The 21,293-nt window shown below is 36.5% G+C and carries 18 protein-coding genes; 14 read left to right on the forward strand and 4 right to left on the reverse strand.

The features are described from left to right. Positions 1 to 3 precede the first annotated feature (3 nt). The 12 genes from dnaG to ribD all read left to right on the forward strand — a co-directional run bounded on the left by dnaG (position 4) and on the right by ribD (position 15,146). The gene (gene dnaG / locus ACGH6P_RS00395; RefSeq protein WP_267361398.1) at positions 4 to 1,785 is read left to right on the forward strand and encodes a DNA primase; all 1,782 of its coding nucleotides are present in this window, start codon (positions 4 to 6) and stop codon (positions 1,783 to 1,785) included. Positions 1,786 to 1,869: 84 nt separating this feature from the next. Continuing rightward, positions 1,870 to 3,711 (forward strand): RNA polymerase sigma factor RpoD, encoded by a 1,842-nt coding sequence (rpoD, locus tag ACGH6P_RS00400; RefSeq protein ID WP_267352364.1) that lies wholly within the window; start codon positions 1,870 to 1,872, stop codon positions 3,709 to 3,711. Positions 3,712 to 3,778: 67 nt separating this feature from the next. After that, positions 3,779 to 4,750 (forward strand): bile acid:sodium symporter family protein, encoded by a 972-nt coding sequence (locus ACGH6P_RS00405; protein ID WP_411596461.1) that lies wholly within the window; start codon positions 3,779 to 3,781, stop codon positions 4,748 to 4,750. A 68-nt stretch (positions 4,751 to 4,818) separates the two neighbouring features. Further along, entirely contained in the window at positions 4,819 to 6,333 is a 1,515-nt protein-coding gene (gene pitA, locus ACGH6P_RS00410; protein ID WP_267352362.1) for an inorganic phosphate transporter PitA, read from the forward strand. 66 nt (positions 6,334 to 6,399) lie between these two features. Then, positions 6,400 to 6,876: a universal stress protein UspA gene (uspA, locus tag ACGH6P_RS00415; RefSeq protein ID WP_065558916.1), complete on the forward strand. Its 477-nt coding sequence runs from the start codon at positions 6,400 to 6,402 to the stop codon at positions 6,874 to 6,876. A gap of 164 nt (positions 6,877 to 7,040) precedes the next feature. Further along, on the forward strand, positions 7,041 to 7,790 hold the full coding sequence (locus tag ACGH6P_RS00420; protein ID WP_267352361.1) for an SDR family oxidoreductase: 750 nt from the start codon (positions 7,041 to 7,043) through the stop codon (positions 7,788 to 7,790). A gap of 124 nt (positions 7,791 to 7,914) precedes the next feature. Continuing rightward, positions 7,915 to 8,244: a hypothetical protein gene (locus ACGH6P_RS00425; protein WP_065558914.1), complete on the forward strand. Its 330-nt coding sequence runs from the start codon at positions 7,915 to 7,917 to the stop codon at positions 8,242 to 8,244. 360 nt (positions 8,245 to 8,604) lie between these two features. Beyond that, complete coding sequence (gene thrA / locus ACGH6P_RS00430) at positions 8,605 to 11,061, forward strand: bifunctional aspartate kinase/homoserine dehydrogenase I (protein WP_411596462.1); 2,457 nt, start codon at positions 8,605 to 8,607, stop codon at positions 11,059 to 11,061. Further along, the gene (thrB, locus tag ACGH6P_RS00435; RefSeq protein WP_267361410.1) at positions 11,062 to 12,000 is read left to right on the forward strand and encodes a homoserine kinase; all 939 of its coding nucleotides are present in this window, start codon (positions 11,062 to 11,064) and stop codon (positions 11,998 to 12,000) included. Positions 12,001 to 12,121: 121 nt separating this feature from the next. Next, positions 12,122 to 13,411, forward strand: a complete 1,290-nt coding sequence (gene thrC / locus ACGH6P_RS00440; protein WP_294825957.1) for a threonine synthase — start codon at positions 12,122 to 12,124, stop codon at positions 13,409 to 13,411. 158 nt (positions 13,412 to 13,569) lie between these two features. After that, positions 13,570 to 14,022, forward strand: coding sequence for a transcriptional regulator NrdR (gene nrdR, locus ACGH6P_RS00445; protein WP_065558910.1), 453 nt, complete (start codon positions 13,570 to 13,572; stop codon positions 14,020 to 14,022). An 8-nt stretch (positions 14,023 to 14,030) separates the two neighbouring features. Then, positions 14,031 to 15,146: a bifunctional diaminohydroxyphosphoribosylaminopyrimidine deaminase/5-amino-6-(5-phosphoribosylamino)uracil reductase RibD gene (gene ribD / locus ACGH6P_RS00450; RefSeq protein WP_411596463.1), complete on the forward strand. Its 1,116-nt coding sequence runs from the start codon at positions 14,031 to 14,033 to the stop codon at positions 15,144 to 15,146. A 173-nt stretch (positions 15,147 to 15,319) separates the two neighbouring features. Here ribD and ACGH6P_RS00455 read toward each other — a convergent pair whose 3' ends face one another. The 4 genes from ACGH6P_RS00455 to ACGH6P_RS00470 form a co-directional block, all read right to left on the reverse strand. Continuing rightward, a complete protein-coding gene (locus ACGH6P_RS00455) occupies positions 15,320 to 15,754 on the reverse strand; it encodes a PTS sugar transporter subunit IIA (protein WP_411596464.1) in 435 nt (144 codons plus the stop codon). A gap of 63 nt (positions 15,755 to 15,817) precedes the next feature. Further along, positions 15,818 to 17,230, reverse strand: a complete 1,413-nt coding sequence (locus tag ACGH6P_RS00460) for a PTS fructose transporter subunit IIC (protein ID WP_411596465.1) — start codon at positions 17,228 to 17,230, stop codon at positions 15,818 to 15,820. A 10-nt stretch (positions 17,231 to 17,240) separates the two neighbouring features. After that, the gene (locus ACGH6P_RS00465; protein WP_411596466.1) at positions 17,241 to 18,161 is read right to left on the reverse strand and encodes a 1-phosphofructokinase family hexose kinase; all 921 of its coding nucleotides are present in this window, start codon (positions 18,159 to 18,161) and stop codon (positions 17,241 to 17,243) included. A 12-nt stretch (positions 18,162 to 18,173) separates the two neighbouring features. Continuing rightward, positions 18,174 to 19,028 carry a tagatose bisphosphate family class II aldolase gene (locus ACGH6P_RS00470; protein ID WP_267380878.1) on the reverse strand — a complete coding sequence of 285 codons (855 nt, stop codon included), beginning with the start codon at positions 19,026 to 19,028 and terminating at the stop codon, positions 18,174 to 18,176. A gap of 332 nt (positions 19,029 to 19,360) precedes the next feature. On the opposite strand from ACGH6P_RS00470, the gene ACGH6P_RS00475 reads away from it, so the two are divergent. Together ACGH6P_RS00475 and ACGH6P_RS00480 are read left to right on the forward strand one after the other, a co-directional pair. Continuing rightward, a complete protein-coding gene (locus tag ACGH6P_RS00475) occupies positions 19,361 to 20,176 on the forward strand; it encodes a DeoR/GlpR family DNA-binding transcription regulator (protein ID WP_267352428.1) in 816 nt (271 codons plus the stop codon). Between the two features lies 1 nt (position 20,177). After that, entirely contained in the window at positions 20,178 to 21,146 is a 969-nt protein-coding gene (locus ACGH6P_RS00480) for a sugar kinase (RefSeq protein ID WP_411596467.1), read from the forward strand. Positions 21,147 to 21,293: the final 147 nt, after the last annotated feature.

Genomic DNA, 21,293 nt, shown 5'->3' on the forward strand with positions numbered 1-21,293 from the left:
ATTATGAAAGGTCAAATTCCTCGCGATTTTATTTTAGAACTGATAGCTCGATCTAGCATTCTAGATGTGATCAGTAAACGTGTTAAAATGAAAAAACAGGGAAATAACTATTTTGGTTGTTGTCCTTTTCATGATGAAAAAACAGCTTCTTTTTCGCTTAACGAAAAAAAACAGATCTATTATTGCTTTGGCTGTGGCGCGACGGGTTCTGTCGTCACTTTCTTGATGCAATATGAACGTTTATCATTTCCAGAAGCTATTGAAGAGCTAGCCAATATGCAAGGGATTCGTGTCCCTTATGTCGATAGTGAAAACAAGCAAATCGACCAATCCAAACATATTGAATCTCGAAATATTCGCCGAGATTTATATACGTTAATGGCTAAAATTACCCATTTTTATCAGCAACAATTAGCCCAACCAACATCAACAGATGCCAATCAATACCTTGAACAACGCGGATTGAACGCCGAAATTATCAATCGGTATAAAATTGGTTTTGCGCCAAATGAGTGGCGATTAACCTTACAAAACGTGGTTAAAAGCAAAGCAGAAGCCGAGCTTTATAATCAAGCTGGTATGTTAGTCACGAATGATAATGGTAACCAATATGACCGCTTTCGTGGTCGAATTATGTTCCCGATTCGTGACAGACAAGGTAATGTGATTGCCTTTGGTGGGCGAACGATTATCAATGATAATGCGAAATATATCAATTCACCCGAAACGCCTATTTTTCATAAAGGGTTTCAGTTGTATGGACTTTATGAAGCACAAGAAGTGAATCGTAATCCTAAACAACTGATGGTGGTTGAAGGATATATGGATGTTGTCTCGCTTGCCCAATTTGGGATAGATTATGCAGTTGCGGCACTTGGTACAGCGACATCTGAAGAGCATATTAAGCTGTTATTTAGAGCAACAGATTCTGTCCTATTTTGTTATGACGGCGATAATGCTGGGCGTAGTGCAGCTTGGCGAGCACTCAATGTTTTATTACCTTGCTTAATTGACGGTAAAGAGATAACTTTTGCTTTTTTACCACAAGATGAAGATCCGGATAGTTTGGTTCGAAAAATAGGTAAAGATGGATTTGAGTCCTATTTACAAACGGCACCAAATTTATCTAAGTTTTTATTTGATGAACTTTTGAAACAAGTTGATTTAAAAACGCCTGAAGGAAAATCTAAATTAAGTTCACTCGCTTTACCTTTAATTGATCAAGTAAAAGCAAAAGCATTCCGTTTAAACTTGTTGCAACAATTAGGTAAATATTTGGGTTTACTTGATGTGTCTCAGCTTGAGCAATTATTGCGTGCAAGTCGCACTAAAAACGATACAAACACGGTGGTTAATACGCCTGTGTCTCAGGTAAAACTTACTACTATGCGTATTTTAATCGGCTTATTAATTCAGTACCCTTATCTTGCTAAGCTAGTCACCGATATTAAAGCTATCAGTCAAGTGAAAATGGCGGGTATTGAAATTTTTATTGAACTACTTGAATTATGCCAACATTACCCAAATATAACTACTGCACAGATCTTAACTGAATATATTGATAAACCGTTTTATAAGCAACTAAATCGGTTAGCAATATGGGAGCACCATTATCAAGACAATCAAATAGAGTCAATTTTTTCGCATACGTTAAAAGAGTTATATGATAATATACTCGCCCAACGGCAAGATGAACTGATCGCAAAAGAGAGAGTCTCCGGCTTAAGTACCGCAGAGAAAAAAGAATTAGCGACACTTATACTTGTTTTATCGAAAAAAGACTAAATATTGGGTATATGTAGAACCAAATTTTACCGCGTTTTACATATATAATATACATGACCGAACAACTTTAATGTGGATACCTTTATGGAGCAAAATTCTCAATCACAGCTTAAACTCCTAATCATTCGAGGTAAGGAGTTAGGATATTTAACCTATGCTGATGTCAACGATCACTTGCCTGAAGAGATTATTGATTCAGATCAGATTGAAGATATAATCCAAATGATTAATGACATGGGGATTCAAGTGCTTGAAGAAGCCCCAGATTCTGATGACTTATTACTTTCAGACAATGTTCCTGATGAAGAAGCCGTTGAAGCAGCAACGGCATTGGTATTATCAAATGTTGAGTCAGAAATTGGTAGAACAACCGATCCCGTCCGTATGTATATGCGTGAAATGGGGGCAGTTGAACTACTAACTCGTGAAGGCGAAATTGATATAGCCAAACGTATTGAAGATGGGATTAACCAAGTTCAAACGTCGGTATCAGAATATCCAGAAGCAATTACATATCTTTTAGAACAATATAATTTAACCGAAAGTGGTGAGGTACGATTATCCGACCTAATCACTGGTTTTGTTGATCCTAATGCTGAAGGATCAGGTGATGCACTTCCTGAAGATTTGGAAGATAGTGAAGCTGACATCGAACTTGATGACAGTGATGATGAAAGCGAAGATGAAGATAGCGATTCTTCAGCAGACGATGATGTCTCTATCGATCCTGAAGTTGCACGTGCTAAATTTGCTGAATTAAAAGAGCAACACGATAAAACATCAGAAGCGATCAAAAAATACGGACGAGCTCACAAAAAAGCACAAAAAGAGATCGAAAATTTATCTGAAATATTTAAGCAATTTCGTTTGGTTGGTAAACAGTTCGACATTCTAGTCAACAATATGCGAAGCATGATGGATCGTGTAAGAGCACATGAACGTGTCATTATGAAGATTTGTGTCGAACAAAGTAAAATGCCGAAAAAACAGTTTATGACCTATTTTACGGGTAATGAAAATAACATGAACTGGTTTACTAAAGCATCAAGCTCAAAAGGGGCTTTTGCCGCTAATTTAAAAGAGTTTGAAGAGCAAGTTGCTGCACAAATTGAATCGCTTCAAAAAATTGAAACGGAAACTAATCTTTCTATCGAACAGATTAAAGATATTAATCGTCGTATGTCTATTGGTGAGGCAAAAGCTCGTCGTGCCAAGAAAGAAATGGTTGAAGCAAACTTACGTTTAGTGATTTCTATTGCTAAAAAATATACAAACCGTGGTTTACAGTTCTTAGATCTTATCCAAGAAGGTAATATTGGTTTGATGAAAGCAGTTGATAAGTTTGAATATCGTCGTGGTTATAAATTTTCAACCTATGCAACTTGGTGGATCAGACAAGCGATTACTCGTTCGATTGCGGATCAGGCAAGAACTATCCGTATTCCAGTACATATGATTGAAACGATTAATAAATTGAATCGTATTTCACGTCAAATGTTACAAGAAATCGGTCGTGAGCCTACGCCAGAAGAGTTGTCAGAGCGCATGCAAATGCCTGAAGACAAAATACGTAAAGTACTTAAGATTGCCAAAGAACCAATCTCAATGGAAACCCCAGTCGGTGATGATGAAGATTCACATTTAGGGGACTTTATCGAGGATACGGCTCTAGAGCAACCATTAGATGCGGCAACATCTGAAAGTTTACGTAGCGCAACACGTGATATTCTTTCTGGATTAACCCCACGTGAAGCAAAAGTATTACGTATGCGGTTTGGTATTGATATGAATACCGATCATACGCTTGAAGAAGTTGGTAAACAGTTTGATGTAACACGTGAACGTATTCGTCAAATTGAAGCCAAAGCACTGCGTAAATTGCGTCATCCTAGCCGTTCAGACGTGTTACGTAGCTTTTTAGAATAGTCTTTTTTATTTGTAACTATATCGCCACAATTGTGGCGATTTTTTTTAACTTTTTAACTTGATAACTATGAATATATTACAACGTCTTAAAATAGATCCGTTTTTATTAATTCTGATTTGCGTTGTACTTACCGCTAGCGTATTTCCTTGTAAAGGTGAAACTAAAACTGCTTTCGAATACCTCACCACCTTTGCTATTGGTCTACTGTTTTTTATGCATGGCGCAAAGCTCTCTTTTCAAGCAATCGTTGTTGGCATTAAAAATTGGCGATTACATTTGCTGATTTTTATTACGACTTTTGTGGTTTTTCCTGTTTTTGGCATCATGATGCAACTGTTGGTGCCAACTTTCCTATCTGAAAATCTTTATTTAGGATTTGTCTACCTTTGCGTTCTACCTGCGACTGTTCAATCCGCTATAGCTTTTACATCAATTGCAAAAGGTAATGTCGCTGCGGCCATTTGTAGTGCTTCAGCATCCACTTTATTAGGTGTCTTTATCACGCCTGTATTAGTTGGTTTATTGATGCATACACAGGCTGTTGAATCCATGAATATCATGGATGCCATTAGCTCAATTATGCTCAAGTTAATGTTACCGTTTATTATTGGTCATTTATCCAGACGCTATATTGGCAAATGGGTCGACAAATATAAAAATATTATTTCTAAAACCGATCGTTTATCTATTCTTTTAGTGGTTTATGTGGCATTTAGTGATGCGGTTGTAAATGGAATTTGGTCACAAGTTGGCGTGTTATCACTATTGACTGTTATCTTTTTTTCTATTTTATTATTAATTCTTGTATTATTGTTTACCACCTATAGTGCAAGATTAGTAGGGTTTAATAAAGAAGATGAAATCACGATTGTATTTTGTGGGTCAAAAAAGAGTCTTGCTAGTGGTATACCCATGGCAAGTGTGATTTTTCCTATCTCGATTATGGGAATGATGATTTTACCTTTAATGATTTTTCACCAAATTCAATTGATGATTTGTGCCTTTTTAGCCGCTCGTTATGCGAAGCGAAAAATATAAAAATTATTTTGCTCATTGCCTTATTCTCAAGGATAATAGAGCCGCCATTAACTACAGAAAGATATATTATGTTTCATCTATTTGCTGATTTAGAATTTTCAACAATTATATTATTAGTCTTTGCATTGCTTTTTGTCCTTTTTTACGAAGCAATTAATGGATTTCATGACACCGCTAATGCTGTGGCAACTGTCATTTATACAAGAGCATTGAAAGAACAACTCGCTGTTTTTATGGCTGGCGTGTTTAATTTTTTTGGTGTGCTTTTGGGTGGGTTAAGTGTTGCTTACGCAATCGTTCACCTTTTACCAACCGATTTATTACTCAATGTTAGTTCAGCGCATGGACTGGCAATGGTTTTTTCAATTTTATTTGCTGCCATTATTTGGAATTTAGGGACATGGTATGTCGGTATTCCTGCATCAAGTTCGCACACCTTAATTGGTTCAATTATTGGGGTTGCGCTTGCTAACGCATTTATCATGGATACTTCAATTATTGAAGCGCTTAATATTCCTAAAATGATTCAAATTTTCCTGTCATTAATTGTTTCCCCTCTGGTTGGGTTAATCATTGCGGGTTTAATGATATTTTTATTGCGTAAATATTGGACTCGTAAAGGTCAAAGTAAAAAAAGCAGTAAAAAAAGAGAACGTATATTTATGACGCCAGAACAGCGTGAAAAGCTCTATGGTAAGAAGAAACCACCTTTTTGGATCCGTATCATGTTAATTATATCAGCAGCAGGTGTTAGTTTTTCACATGGTGCGAATGATGGGCAAAAAGGCATTGGTTTGTTAATGTTAGTTTTAATGGGGATTGCACCAGCAGGCTTTATTGTTAATATGAGTGCGTCTACTTATGACATCACTAATACGCGTAATGCAATTCACAATATTGAAGAGTATTTTGTTTCACATCAAAAAGATTTAACCAGCGTAATTGGTCATCAACCAGCTATCGATTCAACAATTCCAACAACCGATATTAATCAATATCACTGCGACTACTCTCGTTCATTTATGACGATCGGTATTGCTAATTCATTATTTAATAAACTTAATGATTATGAAGCATTAACGGTCGATCAACGTTCACAAGCAAGACGTATTTTACTTTGTTTATCCGATACCGTATCGCATGTTGCAAAACAACCTAATGTTTCCACTGAAGATAAACAATATTTAAAATCTTTAAATAATGATTTACTCAAAACCGTTGAGTATGCACCTGTTTGGATTATTATTGCTGTTGCCTCAGCACTGGCATTAGGCACTATGATTGGTTGGCGACGTGTTGCTATCACTATTGGTGAAAAGATTGGTAAAAAAGGGATGACTTATGCACAAGGTGTGTCAGCGCAAATTACAACCGCATTATCAATTGGTATCGCCAGTTATACAGGAATGCCTGTATCAACAACACAGGTTCTTTCTTCATCGGTTGCCGGTACCATGATTGTTGATGGTGGTGGGGTACAAAGCAAAACGATAAAAAATATTGCATTAACTTGGATTTTAACATTGCCAATTTCAATTTTGCTATCTGGATCACTTTTTTGGCTTGCTCAAAAATTAATTTAGTAGTAAAAAAGAAGATATTAATTTTACTTTTAATCTGAGCGCCAAAAAAGAAAGGAGTAAAGAACAATGGCTTATAAACATATATTAGTCGCAGTGGATTTATCACCTGAAAGTGAAGTGCTTGTTGAAAAAGCGGTATCGATGGCAAGACCTTATAATGCTCAAGTCTCATTGATTCATGTTGGTATTAATTATTCTGATCTTTACACAGGTTTAGTTGATATTAATATGAATGATATGAAGGATAAAATTACCGAAGATGCCCATATTGCTTTAAATAAATTAGCCGATGATGCTGGTTATCCTATTGCTCATACATTATCAGGTAATGGGGAGTTTGGTCAGGTATTGATTGAAGCTATTCATGAATTCAACGTCGATCTTGTTGTATGTGGTCATCATCAAGATTTCTGGAGTAAATTAATGTCTTCCGCTCGTCAACTTATCAATAATACGCATATTGATACTTTGATTGTTCCATTAAAAGATGAAGAACCCGCTGAACAAACCGCCAAAGGAAAAGTTAATGATCAACCCGCTTAAATAGCGGGTTTTTTATTCTTCACACGTTACTATAAAATACTACCGATTCTTATTTCTTAAGTTAGATGAGTGTAACATGACTACTTTGCCATTTTTTGATAAGGCATGTTGACGTTTTCAGGGCTATACTCAAAGGTATAAATTAATCAATAAGGAGATTTACGATGAATATTGCATTAGTGACAGGGGCATCTTCAGGTTTTGGTCAAGCAACGTGTCGTAAGTTGATTGCTGATGGTTACAAAGTTATCGGAACTGCTAGGCGAGAAGATAAATTAAAAAGTCTTGCCAGCGAACTGGGTTGCAATTTTTTACCATTGGTTTTAGATGTGACCAAAAATGATGCGGTAGAATCCCTATTGTTACAACTTCCTAAAGAATTTCAACCCATTGATATCCTCATTAATAATGCTGGCTTGGCGTTAGGGCTCGAACCTGCCTATCAAGCTAATTATGACGATTGGGAAACAATGATTGAAACAAATATTATTGGGTTAGTGCATTTAACTCATCAAATCTTACCGGGAATGGTTGAACGTAATTTTGGTTATATCATTAATCTTGGATCGGTTGCGGGGAGTTATGCCTATAAAGGTGGTAATGTGTACGGTGCATCTAAAGCTTTTGTAAAACAATTTAGTGCCAATTTACGAACAGATCTACTGGGTAAAAAAATTAGAGTGACCAATATTGAACCGGGATTATGTGGCGGAACTGAATTTTCTAATGTGCGATTTCATGGTAATAATGAACAAGCCGCTGCTGTTTATAAAGGTGTGGATTATATTACACCTGACGATATTGCCAATACCATTTCATGGTTAGTCAATACACCACCACATTTTAATGTGACTTCGATTGAAATTATGCCTGTGGCTCAAGCTCAAGCAGGATTATCAGTATTTAAAGAGTAAAAACAAAATAAATTAATTGTTTTTAGAATAGTAAAAAATTAAGTTTAGTAAACAAAATAGACTTGCACTTAAGCTAATGGATTGCTATTCTTTTATCCTATAATTTTGATTAAGGTTTATGGCAATGACTTTCTCTGAAGTAACAAAAACATTTGCGACAAGTTTGCCGGGCACAGATAGTTATGTCAAACTGCGTAAAGCTATGCGCTCATTAATTCAAGACGATCCAAAAAATGCTGCTGTGTATTTTTTGATTTTTGGGTTTGCGCGAACTTATGTCATGTTGTATGAAGATCAGGAAGTATCACCCCAGTTTGCCGAAGATAATCAAAAATTGATGTTATCGTATTTAAATATCCTTGATGAAGCATTGAAAAAACAAGATGCACAAAGCATATATCAAGCATTGAACAAAGTGGTCAATGAATACGAAAATAGCAAAAAAGTATTTTGATATAGCAGCCCGACATGAAAATGTCGGGCTGTTTTATTTTGTATAGCAATAAAAACAGAGTAAGGAATATCATGAACATAATAATGACAATCACAGGCATTATTATCACCTTAGGCACCATTATGCGATCTAGGGCGGGTTGATATTTTTCTAAAAAATATAAGAAAACCCGCCAAAAAAGGCGGGTTTTTATTTTGTATTGAAGATATGAGGTTCAAAATTTCTTATAAGATGAAACGACTTCAGGCAAGATAAGAAAAAAATCTTATTTAACTGCAATAAGTTTTTATCAGACGTTTTGGCTCAATGGTATTTTGGATGGTTAATGACATAACTTAGGATAGTAAGGGTGGGTGTGATATGAAAGTATTAAAATTTGGAGGAACATCTGTCGCTAATGCAGAACGTTTTTTGCGAGTAGCAGAAATTATTGAGAATAATGCTAAACAAGAGCAAACAGCGACAGTATTATCGGCGCCGGCAAAAATCACTAACCATTTAGTAGCGATGGTTGAGAAAACGGTTGATGGGCAAGATATTAAAAATAACCTTTATGAAGCGGAAAAAATCTTTGCGGATTTGTTAGAAGGTCTTTCAAAAGCACAACCAAATTTTGCTTACGAAGTCATGAAACATTTTGCATTAAATGAGTTAAATCATATCAAACAGCTACTTGAAGGTATTCGTTTATTAGGACAATGCCCCGATAGCATCAATGCTTCTATCATTTGTCGAGGTGAAAAACTCTCTATTGCCATTATGCAAGCACTGCTTAAAGCAAAAGGGCATTTAGTCACAGTTATTGATCCAGTGGCAATGTTAATTGCAGAAGGTGACTACTTGGAATCAACGGTTGATATTGCTCAATCCACACATCGAATTAGTGATATGCATATCCCTGAAGACCATATAATATTGATGCCTGGTTTTACCGCCGGAAATGATAAAGGGGAACTCGTTGTGCTTGGGCGTAATGGCTCTGACTATTCCGCTTCCGTGTTAGCGGCTTGTTTGCAAGCTAGTTGTTGCGAGATTTGGACGGATGTCGATGGCGTTTATACTTGTGATCCTCGTATTGTACCGGATGCGAAATTACTCAAGACTATGTCTTATCAAGAAGCCATGGAGCTATCTTATTTTGGTGCCAAAGTGCTTCATCCAAGAACTATTTTACCTATTGCTCAGTTTCAAATACCTTGTCTTATCAAAAATACCAATAATCCTGATGCGCCGGGAACATTGATTGGTGCCAATGTCGTTGACTCAACAACACCAGTAAAAGGCATAACTAATCTCAATAACATGGCTATGATTAATGTATCTGGCCCTGGTTTGAAAGGGATGGTCGGCATGTCGGCACGGGTCTTTGCTGCCATGTCTTATGCCGGTATTTCGGTAGTACTCATTACGCAATCTTCATCAGAATATAGTATTAGCTTTTGTATTCCTCAAACAGAATTATATCGAGCTCAAGAAGCATTAAATGATGAATTTTATTTAGAATTAAAAGATGGATTACTGGAGCCGATTGAAGTAATTGATAAGCTTGCTATTATCTCGGTGGTTGGTGATGGTATGCGCACGCTACGAGGTCTATCAGCTAATTTCTTTACTGCTTTGGCGCGAGCCAATATTAATATTGTGGCTATTGCTCAAGGTTCATCTGAACGCTCAATTTCGGTCGTTGTGGATAATGATGTCGCCGTAATGGGTGTGCGTGTTACTCATCAAATGCTATTTGGCACCGACAAAATGTTAGATGTCTTTGTCGTTGGTGTTGGTGGTGTAGGGGGAGCACTGGTTGATCAGATAGGACGCCAACAAAGATGGCTTAAAAATAAACAGATTGATCTGCGGGTCTGCGGTCTGTTTAATTCTAAACACAGTTTATTAAATCGTGATGGCATTGATCTAAAAAATTGGCGAGAACAGATTAAACAATCTGACATTCCTTATACCTTAGAAAGCATCATTGAATTTGCTAAAAATAATCGTCTTCTCAATCCAATTTTGGTTGATTGTACTTCTAGTAGTGAAGTGGCTGATAAATATGCAGACTTTTTAGCCAATGGTTTCCATGTGGTTACCCCTAATAAGAAAGCGAATACCAGTTCAATGGCTTATTATTTACGTTTACGACAAGAAGCTGAAAAAAGTAAACGTAAGTTCCAATATGATACCAATGTGGGGGCAGGGTTACCCGTTATTGAAAATCTACAAAATTTACTCAATGCCGGTGATGAACTCATTAAATTTTCGGGTATTTTGTCGGGTTCGCTTTCTTTTATTTTCGGTAAACTCGATGAAGGCATGTCGTTATCAGAGGCGACAAAGCTAGCAAAAGAGAAAGGCTTTACTGAACCCGATCCAAGAGATGATTTATCAGGGACAGATGTTGCTCGAAAACTATTAATCTTAGCCCGTGAAGCAGGATTACAACTTGAGTTAGATCAGATAAAAGTGGAATCGGTGTTACCCAAAGAATATGCGCAAGGAAGTATCGAAGAGTTTATGACAAAATTACCGCAACTGGATGCTGAATTTAAAGCAAAATCCGAAAAAGCGATACAAGAGGGGAAAGTATTGCGTTATGTAGGCAGCATTGAGGGCGGACAATGTAGTGTTAAAATTGAAGCCGTCGATAGTGAAGACCCACTTTATAAAGTTAAAAATGGTGAAAATGCATTAGCATTTTATACTCGCTACTATCAGCCAATCCCATTAGTCTTGCGAGGTTATGGTGCAGGTAATGATGTCACTGCAGCGGGTGTGTTTGCCGATATTTTGCGTACAACATCAGGAAAAATCGGAGGTTAAATGACACATCAATCCATAACAGTATATGCTCCTGCATCAATGGCGAATATCAGCGTGGGATTTGATATTTTAGGTGCAGCAATTAGCCCAATAAGTGGAACGATGCTGGGTGATTGTATCACTGTTGAATCATCAACTGAATTTAAACTGGTTAGTAAAGGGCAGTTTGTTAAAAAATTGCCACGAGACCCTAAATACAACATTGTTTATCAATGTTGGCAGCGTTTTTGTAAAGCAATGGGTAAAACGTTACCGGTGAGTATCACACTTGAAAAAAATATGCCTATTGGTTCTGGTTTAGGGTCAAGTGCGTGTTCAGTCGTGGGGGCGTTTGTTGCCTTAAATGAGTATTTTGGTCAACCTTTTAATCAAATTGAAATGCTTAAAATGATGGGTGAACTGGAAGGACGAATTTCGGGTAGTGTGCATTATGATAACGTTGCGCCTTGCTATTTAGGTGGCATGCAACTGATTCTGGATGAAATGGGCATAATCAGTGAATCTATTCCTCATTTTGAAGATTGGTATTGGGTTATGGCTTATCCGGGAATCAAAGTCTCAACGGCTGAAGCACGGGCTATTTTACCTGCACAATATCAAAAATCAGATTGTGTCGCTCATGGTCGTTATGTAGGCGGCTTTGTGCATGCCTGTTATACCAAGCAATCTAAATTAGCTGCTGCCATGTTGATCGATAATATTGCTGAACCTTATCGCAAACAGTTGTTACCAAACTTTGATGAAACACAGCAACGTGTAAAACAACTTGGTGCGTTAGCTTCAGGCATTTCAGGTTCTGGACCAACCATGTTTGTTATTGCGGATAAATTAGAGACTGCGCAGCAAATCGAAATACTTCTTAAAAGTCGCTATTTACAAAATAGTGATGGGTTTACGCATATTTGTAAAATTGATCATCAAGGGGCAAGAGTAATTTAAGTTTATCCATTTTTGAAACGTTAGGTAAACTTAAACCTATTCTAAATTATGACTGACTAACCGCTAAAAAGGTTGTCAAAAAGTGTAACCAATTAAAGCATAAAGATTATCGGAAAATATCATGAAATTGTATAATTTAAAAGATCACGCTCAGCAAGTTAGCTTTGCTCAGGCTGTTAAGCAAGGATTAGGACGAAACCAAGGGCTTTTTTTTCCAGAAAAATTGCCAAAATTTTCTGCAAACGAAATTGAATCGCTATTAAAACTCGATTTTGTCACGCGAAGTGCCAAAATCTTATCCGCATTTATTGGCGATGAAATCAGTCATCAAGATATGCAACGTTTAGTTAATAATGCCTTTCAATTTCCTGCGCCTGTCAAAGCAGTTGAAAATGATATTGGTACTTTAGAGTTATATCACGGCCCAACACTTGCCTTTAAAGATTTTGGTGGGCGCTTTATGGCGCAAGCATTAGTTCAAGTTGCTGCCGATGATAAAATCACTATTTTAACGGCGACATCAGGTGATACTGGTGCTGCGGTTGCCCATGCTTTCTATCATCTACCTAATATTCGGGTGGTAATTTTATATCCACAAGGAAAAATTAGCCCGCTACAAGAAAAACTCTTTTGTACATTGGGCGATAATATTCATACTATTGCTATTCAAAGTGATTTTGATGCCTGCCAAGCTCTGGTTAAAAAAGCCTTTGATGATGAAGAGTTAAAGACAGCAATTGGTTTAAATTCAGCAAATTCAATTAATATTAGCCGGTTACTCGCCCAAATTTGTTACTATTTTGAAGCTTATGCCCAGCTCACGCCAAAGCAACGAGAACAGTTGGTCATTTCGGTGCCAAGTGGTAATTTTGGTGACTTAACTGCCGGATTATTAGCTAAGACGATGGGATTACCGATCAAACGCTTTATAGCCGCGACTAATGCTAATGATACCGTTCCTCGTTATTTAGAAACGGGTAAATGGGAGCCTCATCCTACTATTGCCACGCTATCGAATGCAATGGATGTGAGCCAACCTAATAACTGGCCACGTATAGAAGAAATTTATCACCGTGAAGGTTGGGTTTTAAAAACACTTGGACATGCCGCTATTTCCGATGAAGTTTCTAAACAAGCCGTTCGTGAACTGGATAAAAAAGGTTATTTATCTGAACCGCATGGCGCTATTGCTTATCGTGCGCTTCGTGACCAACTGCAAACCGGTGAATATGGATTATTTTTAGGTACTGCACACCCTGCAAAATTCAAAGAAGTGGTTGAAGATATTTTGGGGCGAACCATTCCATTACCTAAAGCATTAGCTGAGCGTGCAGATATGCCGTTACTTTCACATAATATGCCTGATGATTTTGTCAAATTACGTGATTTTTTGATTCAGTTAGATTGGTAATTCGCTTTCCGTCGCTGAATTGGCGACGGTCTATTTGGCTGGGTAATTAAGTGTTCAAGCTAATTTTCAAAAACAAATTGACTTTCTTAAGGTAAACCTTGTTTAAATTAACATTTTCAGATATTGTAATGTACATTATGTCATTATAGAGATGTTTTATGTACTGTCCGTTTTGTAATGCTGAAGATACTAAAGTCATTGATTCTCGTTTGGTTGGTGAAGGATACCAAGTCCGTCGCCGTCGTCAATGTGTGGAGTGTAATGAACGTTTCACCACATTTGAAGTTGCTGAATTAATCATGCCTAATGTCATCAAAAGCAATAAAGTTCGTGAACCATTTAACGAAGAAAAACTCCGTAATGGCATTAAGCGTGCACTTGAAAAGCGTCCTGTTAGTTTTGATGCTATTGAAGATGCCATTACACGTATTAAGTCTAAACTGAGAGCAACGGGTGAGCGAGAAGTTCCTGCAAAATTAATTGGTGACTATGTCATTGAGGAGCTTAAAAATTTAGATAAAATCGCTTATATTCGTTTTGCTTCTGTCTATTTTAGTTTTGATGATATTGAACAATTTAGTAATGAGATTGCTAAATTACAACAAAAATAATCAATAATATGACAACAATTTCTGATCAAGATCACGTTTACATGCATCAAGCGATTGAGCTTGCTAAGCTTGGTCGTTTCACGGCAACGCCCAATCCTAATGTTGGGTGTGTCATCGTTAAAGATAATCAAGTTATTGGTACTGGTTATCATCAAAAAGCGGGTCAACCCCATGCAGAAGTTTATGCCTTACAAATGGCGGGACAACAAGCAAAAGGTGCAACCGCTTATGTTACCTTAGAGCCTTGTAGTCATTTTGGTCGAACGCCACCTTGTGCAGATGCATTAATTCAATCAGGGGTTAAACGTGTCGTTATCGCCATGCAAGATCCCAACCCTAATGTTGCAGGTAAGGGCATTAAACGTTTACAAGATGCAGGTATTGAGGTAACCCTAGGGATTTTAGCTGACCAAGCAGAAGCGATTAATAAAGGTTTTTTAAAACGCATGCGCACAGGCTTACCTTTTGTCCAACTGAAACTGGCGGCTTCGTTAGACGGAAAAATTGCCATGGCATCGGGTGAAAGCAAGTGGATAACCTCAAACAAGGCAAGAGAAGATGTACAACAGTTTCGTGCTCAAGCCAGTTGTATTTTAAGTACTCGGGCGACAGTACAAGCAGATAATGCAAGTTTAACGGTTAGATTTAATGAATTGCCGGATGACATACAAAAAATATATTCATTAGAAGATGTCAGACAACCAATTCGAGTCATTATCGACAGTCAAGATGAGTTAACAGGAACTGAAAATATTTTTAATCAATCTGGTGAAACATGGGTGATACGAAAAAACGATACTCCCATAGAAAAGCCAAATACCAAAATAATTATTGAACCAACGCATTGCAAACAAATAGATTTATCTAAATTATTTTCGCTATTGGCTGAAAAACAGATGAATACGGTTTGGGTTGAAGCTGGTGCTCATCTGGCAGGTGCATTAATCGAACAAGATTTAGTGGATGAACTTGTTATCTATTATGCCCCTAAATTATTGGGACATAATGCGTTAAATATGTGTATATTGCCCAATCTGCAAAAACTTGCATTCGCACCACAATTTCACTTTGAGTCAGTTGAAATGATTGACGAAGATTTGAGAGTTATTCTTAAACGAAAATAGTCTTCATTTCCAATATTCATTTAAATATGTTTACAAAGATGCAAGTTATAGTGACTATTTGCAAGTCTGATAAATGCAAATTTATGGAACTCAATAGTTATCACAATTCCACTAGATTGTGATTATCTCCTATGAGCTAAGGTGATCCACACTCATAGGAGGATAAATATTAATTACCCTTGTAAAATAGCCAATAACTCTTCGGGAGTTTGAACGGCATGTATGCGTGCTAAGGTATTTTCAGCAATCACCGCTCGAGTAAGTTGACGCAGTATATTTAGATGCTCATTAGCTTTTGCTGCAATGCCTACGACAACATAAGCAATATTATCATCTTCATCCCAGTGAATGCCTTTAGGAAAATAGATAATCTTCAAACCTGTTTTTAATACGCTATCACGTTTATCGGTGGTACCATGAGGAATGGCAATACCATTACCTAAAAAAGTCGATATTTGTGCGTCTCTATCATACATTGCTTGAGTATAGTCATTGGTGACTAAATTGGATGCTATCATACTTTCAGCGACTAACTTAATGGCTTCTTGTTTGGAATAGTTACCATTTAAAATCGAGATATCATTGATTGATAAGGTTAAATTACTCATATGGTGTTCCTGTTTAAAAATTATCCTGAATAATTGTTTAATGTCTAACTAATTGTTAATTAATTAACGCATTGTTATCGATTTTGATTTTCTTTTCTCATGCATACGCAGTAAACCCAGTAACACAGCGCCAACCAGTGCACCAATAAAAATGCAAGCTACCCATAAAAATGGTTTATTAACCAGTGGCAGTACTAAAAAGCCGCCATGTGGAGCAGGCACTTGAATTTGGCATAGAAATGTCAATACGGATGCAATTGCCGATGATAACATCATGATTGGAATGACGCGCAAAGGATCTTTTGCCGCAAATGGAATTGCGCCTTCGGTAATATGTGTGGAACCGAGAACATAATTGACAATACCTGCAGCACGTTCTTCTTCTGTAAAGGCTTTATGACGGAAAATGGTCGTCGAGAAGGCGATAACAAAAGGCGGTGCAATGCAAGCAGCTGAAACCCCAGCCATAAAATAGTAATTTCCTTCACCCAATAACATAGTACCTGTTACATAAGCTGCTTTATTAATAGGGCCACCAAAATCAAAGGAACACATAGCACCAATAACAATACCGAGTAAAATTGGATTAGTATGTTGTAATGAACCAAGCCATACAGCCATTGTGTTATTCGCTATGGCGATGGGTTTACCCAGATAATACATCCCTGCACCAATAACAAATACACCGATTAATGGCATAATAAAAATTGATTTCAGTCCTTCGAAAGAGCGAGGTAGATGATCTAACCATTTTTTGAGATACAGCATCAGATAACCAGCAGCAAATCCAGCGAGAATACCGCCTAAAAAACCTGCTCCAGTAGCCGTAGCCATTAATCCACCTACAAAACCAGCAACCATCCCTTGCTTACCTGCAATGGAATTGGCTATAAAAGCGGTGAAAATAGGCACCATAATGTCAAATGCTTTTCCACCGATTTGTTTAAGCATTGCTGCAAATTCATTATATTGTTCATTATTAGGATCTGCGGAATAAATACCCCATAAAAATGATAAAGCTATGAGTACACCACCAGCGACAACGAAAGGCAGCATGTTTGACACACCACTCATTAAGTCTTTATAGAGCTGGCGTCCAATCGATTCTTTGACTTCCACTTGCTTTAAGATCGCATTATTAACACTATTCTGTACGCCTTTACGAATAGGAACTGTCCCTGAAGTAATCTGCTCTATTAATGCTACAGCTTTGTGTATACCCTCTTTAACGGGAACTTCAATAACAGGTAAACCATTAAAGCGATCAGGATTAACATCTTTATCTGCCGCAATAATCACCCCAATGGCATTTGCCATATCAGCTTCGGTAATTGCATTATCAACACCACTTGCACCATTGGTTTCTACTTTAATTTCAATTCCTGCTTTTTGCGCAGCTGATTTTAGCGCTTCTTCTGCCATATAGGTATGTGCGATACCGGTTGGGCAGCCTGTTACAGCAAGTATCTTCTTCATAATGCCCCCTTTATTTAATTTGGGTAACTACAAGTTTCTCCATATAGGTACTGATTTTATCGAGTAGACCTAATCCATCTGATTCTGCAACATTAGCCCCTGTTGCAGAGGCTTTTTTCATTGCTTTTTCAACGTGTTCTTGTGTTGGTAGCCATTCACTAAGAAATGCAGCAAGTGACGCATCGCCTGCACAAGCAGAACTGATCAAATTGATTGGTACGGCATTACAAAACCAAACATGCTGACCATCTGAAAAGTAAAGACCTTTTTCCCCCATAGTTAATAAAATATTTTGAGCACCAAGTGAATGTACCGTTGATAACGATGCAATGATTTGTTCCGTTGTTTGGGTTTCTAATCCAAAAATGTCTTTCAGTTCATCATTATTGGGTTTGATTAATAGCGGTTTATAAGTAAGTAATTGAGCGAGTTTAGGATGACTAATATCTAAAATAACTTGAATATTTTTGGTTTGGCATATATCTAAAACAGATTGATAATATTCAGGCTCGATGTTTTTAGGTAGGCTACCACTGATGACTAAATAGCTATTGTGATCAAGAGAATCAATGATGTTTAGCATTTCAGCTTTCTTTTTATCTGGCACAAAAGGCCCTTTCCCCACTAACTTATATTCATTTTGTCCATCATTAATAAAAACGTTAATGCGAGTGATATCATCGATAAAACAAGGTTTGATTTCAATCTGCATTTTGGTGAGTTCATCAATAATATATTTTCCTGAAAATCCACCAAAAAAGCCCAATGCACATGTCGATTTATTAAATTTTTTCAAAACAATTGAAACGTTAACAGCTTTACCATTGGGACTATATTCTGTATGTGAAGTACGATTCACTGCATTGGGATTAAGACCTTGGCAACGGATATTCATATCAATTGCCGTATTAAGTGTTAAAGTATAGATCATAGGATTGACCTCTTAGAGTTTACCGGCACATCCACATGTTGTAATGATTTTTTTAACCACTTCTTTCATTGCTGCTTTTGCTGGTTTCATGTAATGTCGAGGATCATTGGCATTTGGATTTTCGATAAAATAGTGTTTTAGTGCATCAGAAAAGGCGATTTTGAGTTCCGTTGCAACATTGACTTTGCAAATACCACGTTGAATGCATTCACGAACATCTTTGTCTGGAACACCTGAAGCGCCATGTAATACCAGTGGGATATCAACCATAGAACGAATTTCAGAAAGTCGATCAAAATCTAATTTAGGTTCGGATTTATACAGACCGTGAGCAGTCCCAATTGCAATGGCAAGTGAATCAATTCCTGTTCGTTCAATAAATTCAACTGCTTGTTTAGGATTGGTATATAAAGCATCTTTAGCATCCACCACAAGATCATCTTCAACGCCACCAAGCCTACCTAATTCAGCTTCAACACTCACATCATAGCGGTGAGCATAATCAACAACGCGTTTTACTAACGCAATATTTTCTTCAAAAGAGAAATGAGAGCCATCAATCATGACTGAGCGTATTCCTGAATTAATTTTTTCAACGATATCATCATATTCTTCATGATGATCGAGATGGATGGCTAACGGTACTTTGTGTTTTTTAGATAGCGCTTCGGCAATGGCAATAATATTTTCTCTACCGGCATAACAGTATGTACCAGGCGTACCGGCTAATATTACAGGGGACTGTAATTCGGCAACCGTTTCAACAATAACTTGCATGGTTTCTAAATTATGTATGTTAAAAGCTGGAACGGCATAATGTTCATGCTGTGCTTTTTTTAACATATTATGACTTGAAATGATCGACATATGACAACCCCTTAAATTGATTTGCAACCAGAACTAAATTTTAAAATGAAAGTATTTTTATTAAATTATGATTGCAAAACGAAAGTTATGCCAGTGTCATTACCGTGAGTTGGATCACAAAACTGAACATTTATTCAACAGTAAAAGTAATTTAAATTGATAAAGATAAATTTAAATGGTTAACATGTAACCCTGTGATTTTGATAATGTTAAGATGTGGTATCTTCGATAAAACATAACTTATTAATTATTGTTGACCACTTGTATGATAAATTCTATTATCATTAATCTTAATTCGTTTTATGTAATACAGGACATTAAAATTGGCTAAAGTGTCTTCAGCCCTTTTGAAACGTAGATTGGATATTGCGGAAATAGTAAGAAAAAAAGGTGAAATCAAAGTTGAAGAGTTATCATACATGCTTCAAGTTTCAACTGTTACTATTCGTCAAGATTTAACCTATTTAGAACAACAAGGATATTTAAAGCGTTCTTTTGGTGGGGCAATTTATTTGTCACCAGAAGGTACAAATAATAAAACGCATATTGTAGCGGCGAATAATTCATTACTTGTTGATGATATTTATGATATTGATTTAGTGAAGAATTGCTTAAATTATATTAATGATGGCGATACCATTTTTTTAAGTCATGGCAGACTTACAAGAAAGCTTATTCCCTATTTGCATGTTAAAAAATCATTAAAATTAATCATGAATGATATTAATAATGCACAATTAGCGAAAGAGTTCACCGATGCTAATATTGTGCTTACTGGTGGTGTATTATTAAAAAATAATATTTTGCATAATGATATCAGCGATTCAATTTTAGATGATTATTCGATTTCACATTTTATTGTTGAATTAACCGCCATTAATCATGATAACCAAATAATAATTGAAGATACTGAGCAAATCAGTATATATCAACAATTAATCAAAAAAGCTCATCACATCATTGGTATTTTACCTCAGCGTGTTGTTTATAATGATGATCATAGCATTGGAAAGCTAAAAAATATGGATGTGATGATCTTATCCCGACCGGCTGTAACCGAATATCATCAGCAATTATTAGATTCTAGTTTCAAACAATTTGCCGCAAATAAATTTAGTGTCATTTACCAAAATGAATTAGGAGCATAATGTGAATTTTAAGATTTGTTCTATCGGGGAGCTACTAGTTGAATTTTTAGCAAAGGAACAAAATCAGCGTTTTGATCAAACAGGCGAATTTCTAGGCCCTTTTCCGAGTGGTGCGCCAGCTATATTTGCTGACCAAGTGGCAAAGTTAGGGTTTCCGGTCGTGTTTTTTAGCTGTGTTGGTAAAGATACCTTTGGCAAAATGTGTGTTAATCGGCTTAAACAAGATGGTGTCATTACGGATGGCATCACTTTTCATAATAAAGCTAATACGGGTAGCGCCTTCGTATCATACCGCAATTCTAATGAAAGAGATTTTATTTTCAATATTCCTAATAGTGCCTGCGGTCTTCTTTCATTCAACCATATCAACGAAAACTTGTTGAAAGATTGTACTCATTTACATGTTATGGGCTCATCGTTGTATTCGTTTCGAGCAATTGATGCAGTGCGCAAAGCATTAGATATCATCAAACGAAAAGGAGGAACTATTTCTTTCGACCCAAATTTACGCAAAGAAATGTTTAATATTCAAGAGATGGAGCAATCTTTTGGTTATATCATGGAATATACTGATATCTTTTTACCTAGTGAAAGTGAAGTGAATTATTTTGCCGACCATAATAATGAAAACGAACAAGAAACTATAATAAAATTGCTTCAAAAAGGGATCAAACATATTGTTGTGAAATGTGGAGCGAAGGGGTCAACTTATTATGGTTATGATGAACAAAATACGATTAAAAAGATTCATGTCGATAGTTTTACAACGCAATCAATCGATCCAACAGGCGCAGGAGATTGTTTTGCAGCAACATTTGTCAGTTTAATGCTTGCGGGATTTAGTGTTGAAAAAGCTTTGCAATATGCAAATGCAAGTGGTGCATTAGCCGTTTCACAAAAAGGTCCAATGGAAGGCACCTCTACCTTAACAGAATTAGAAAGATTTATTTTTAATTCCAAAGTTAATTAAATATCGTAAACTTTTTTAATGCGGGTGGCAGATAAAAAAAGTCCCAATAACTAGGTTATTGGGAAAACATAAGGAATAGGAAAACAATGAAATAAATACATTGTCGGATATATTATGCACTATTTTTTAGTAAATGTATGTAACTCG

Source organism: Gilliamella sp. CG25 (genome assembly GCF_046635705.1).
GTDB lineage: Bacteria > Pseudomonadota > Gammaproteobacteria > Enterobacterales > Orbaceae > Gilliamella > Gilliamella apicola_I.

Excerpts from the sequence above, each read along its gene's own strand:
- thrB (WP_267361410.1), top strand. The coding sequence starts at position 11,062 with ATGACACATCAATCCATAACAGTATATGCTCCTGCATCAATGGCGAAT.
- uspA (WP_065558916.1), top strand. The coding sequence starts at position 6,400 with ATGGCTTATAAACATATATTAGTCGCAGTGGATTTATCACCTGAAAGT.
- ACGH6P_RS00460 (WP_411596465.1), bottom strand. The coding sequence starts at position 17,230 with ATGAAGAAGATACTTGCTGTAACAGGCTGCCCAACCGGTATCGCACAT.
- ACGH6P_RS00465 (WP_411596466.1), bottom strand. The coding sequence starts at position 18,161 with ATGATCTATACTTTAACACTTAATACGGCAATTGATATGAATATCCGT.
- ACGH6P_RS00425 (WP_065558914.1), top strand. The coding sequence starts at position 7,915 with ATGACTTTCTCTGAAGTAACAAAAACATTTGCGACAAGTTTGCCGGGC.
- thrA (WP_411596462.1), top strand. The coding sequence starts at position 8,605 with ATGAAAGTATTAAAATTTGGAGGAACATCTGTCGCTAATGCAGAACGT.
- ACGH6P_RS00455 (WP_411596464.1), bottom strand. The coding sequence starts at position 15,754 with ATGAGTAATTTAACCTTATCAATCAATGATATCTCGATTTTAAATGGT.
- nrdR (WP_065558910.1), top strand. The coding sequence starts at position 13,570 with ATGTACTGTCCGTTTTGTAATGCTGAAGATACTAAAGTCATTGATTCT.
- ACGH6P_RS00420 (WP_267352361.1), top strand. The coding sequence starts at position 7,041 with ATGAATATTGCATTAGTGACAGGGGCATCTTCAGGTTTTGGTCAAGCA.
- ACGH6P_RS00405 (WP_411596461.1), top strand. The coding sequence starts at position 3,779 with ATGAATATATTACAACGTCTTAAAATAGATCCGTTTTTATTAATTCTG.
- rpoD (WP_267352364.1), top strand. The coding sequence starts at position 1,870 with ATGGAGCAAAATTCTCAATCACAGCTTAAACTCCTAATCATTCGAGGT.
- thrC (WP_294825957.1), top strand. The coding sequence starts at position 12,122 with ATGAAATTGTATAATTTAAAAGATCACGCTCAGCAAGTTAGCTTTGCT.
- pitA (WP_267352362.1), top strand. The coding sequence starts at position 4,819 with ATGTTTCATCTATTTGCTGATTTAGAATTTTCAACAATTATATTATTA.
- ribD (WP_411596463.1), top strand. The coding sequence starts at position 14,031 with ATGACAACAATTTCTGATCAAGATCACGTTTACATGCATCAAGCGATT.
- ACGH6P_RS00470 (WP_267380878.1), bottom strand. The coding sequence starts at position 19,028 with ATGTCGATCATTTCAAGTCATAATATGTTAAAAAAAGCACAGCATGAA.
- dnaG (WP_267361398.1), top strand. The coding sequence starts at position 4 with ATGAAAGGTCAAATTCCTCGCGATTTTATTTTAGAACTGATAGCTCGA.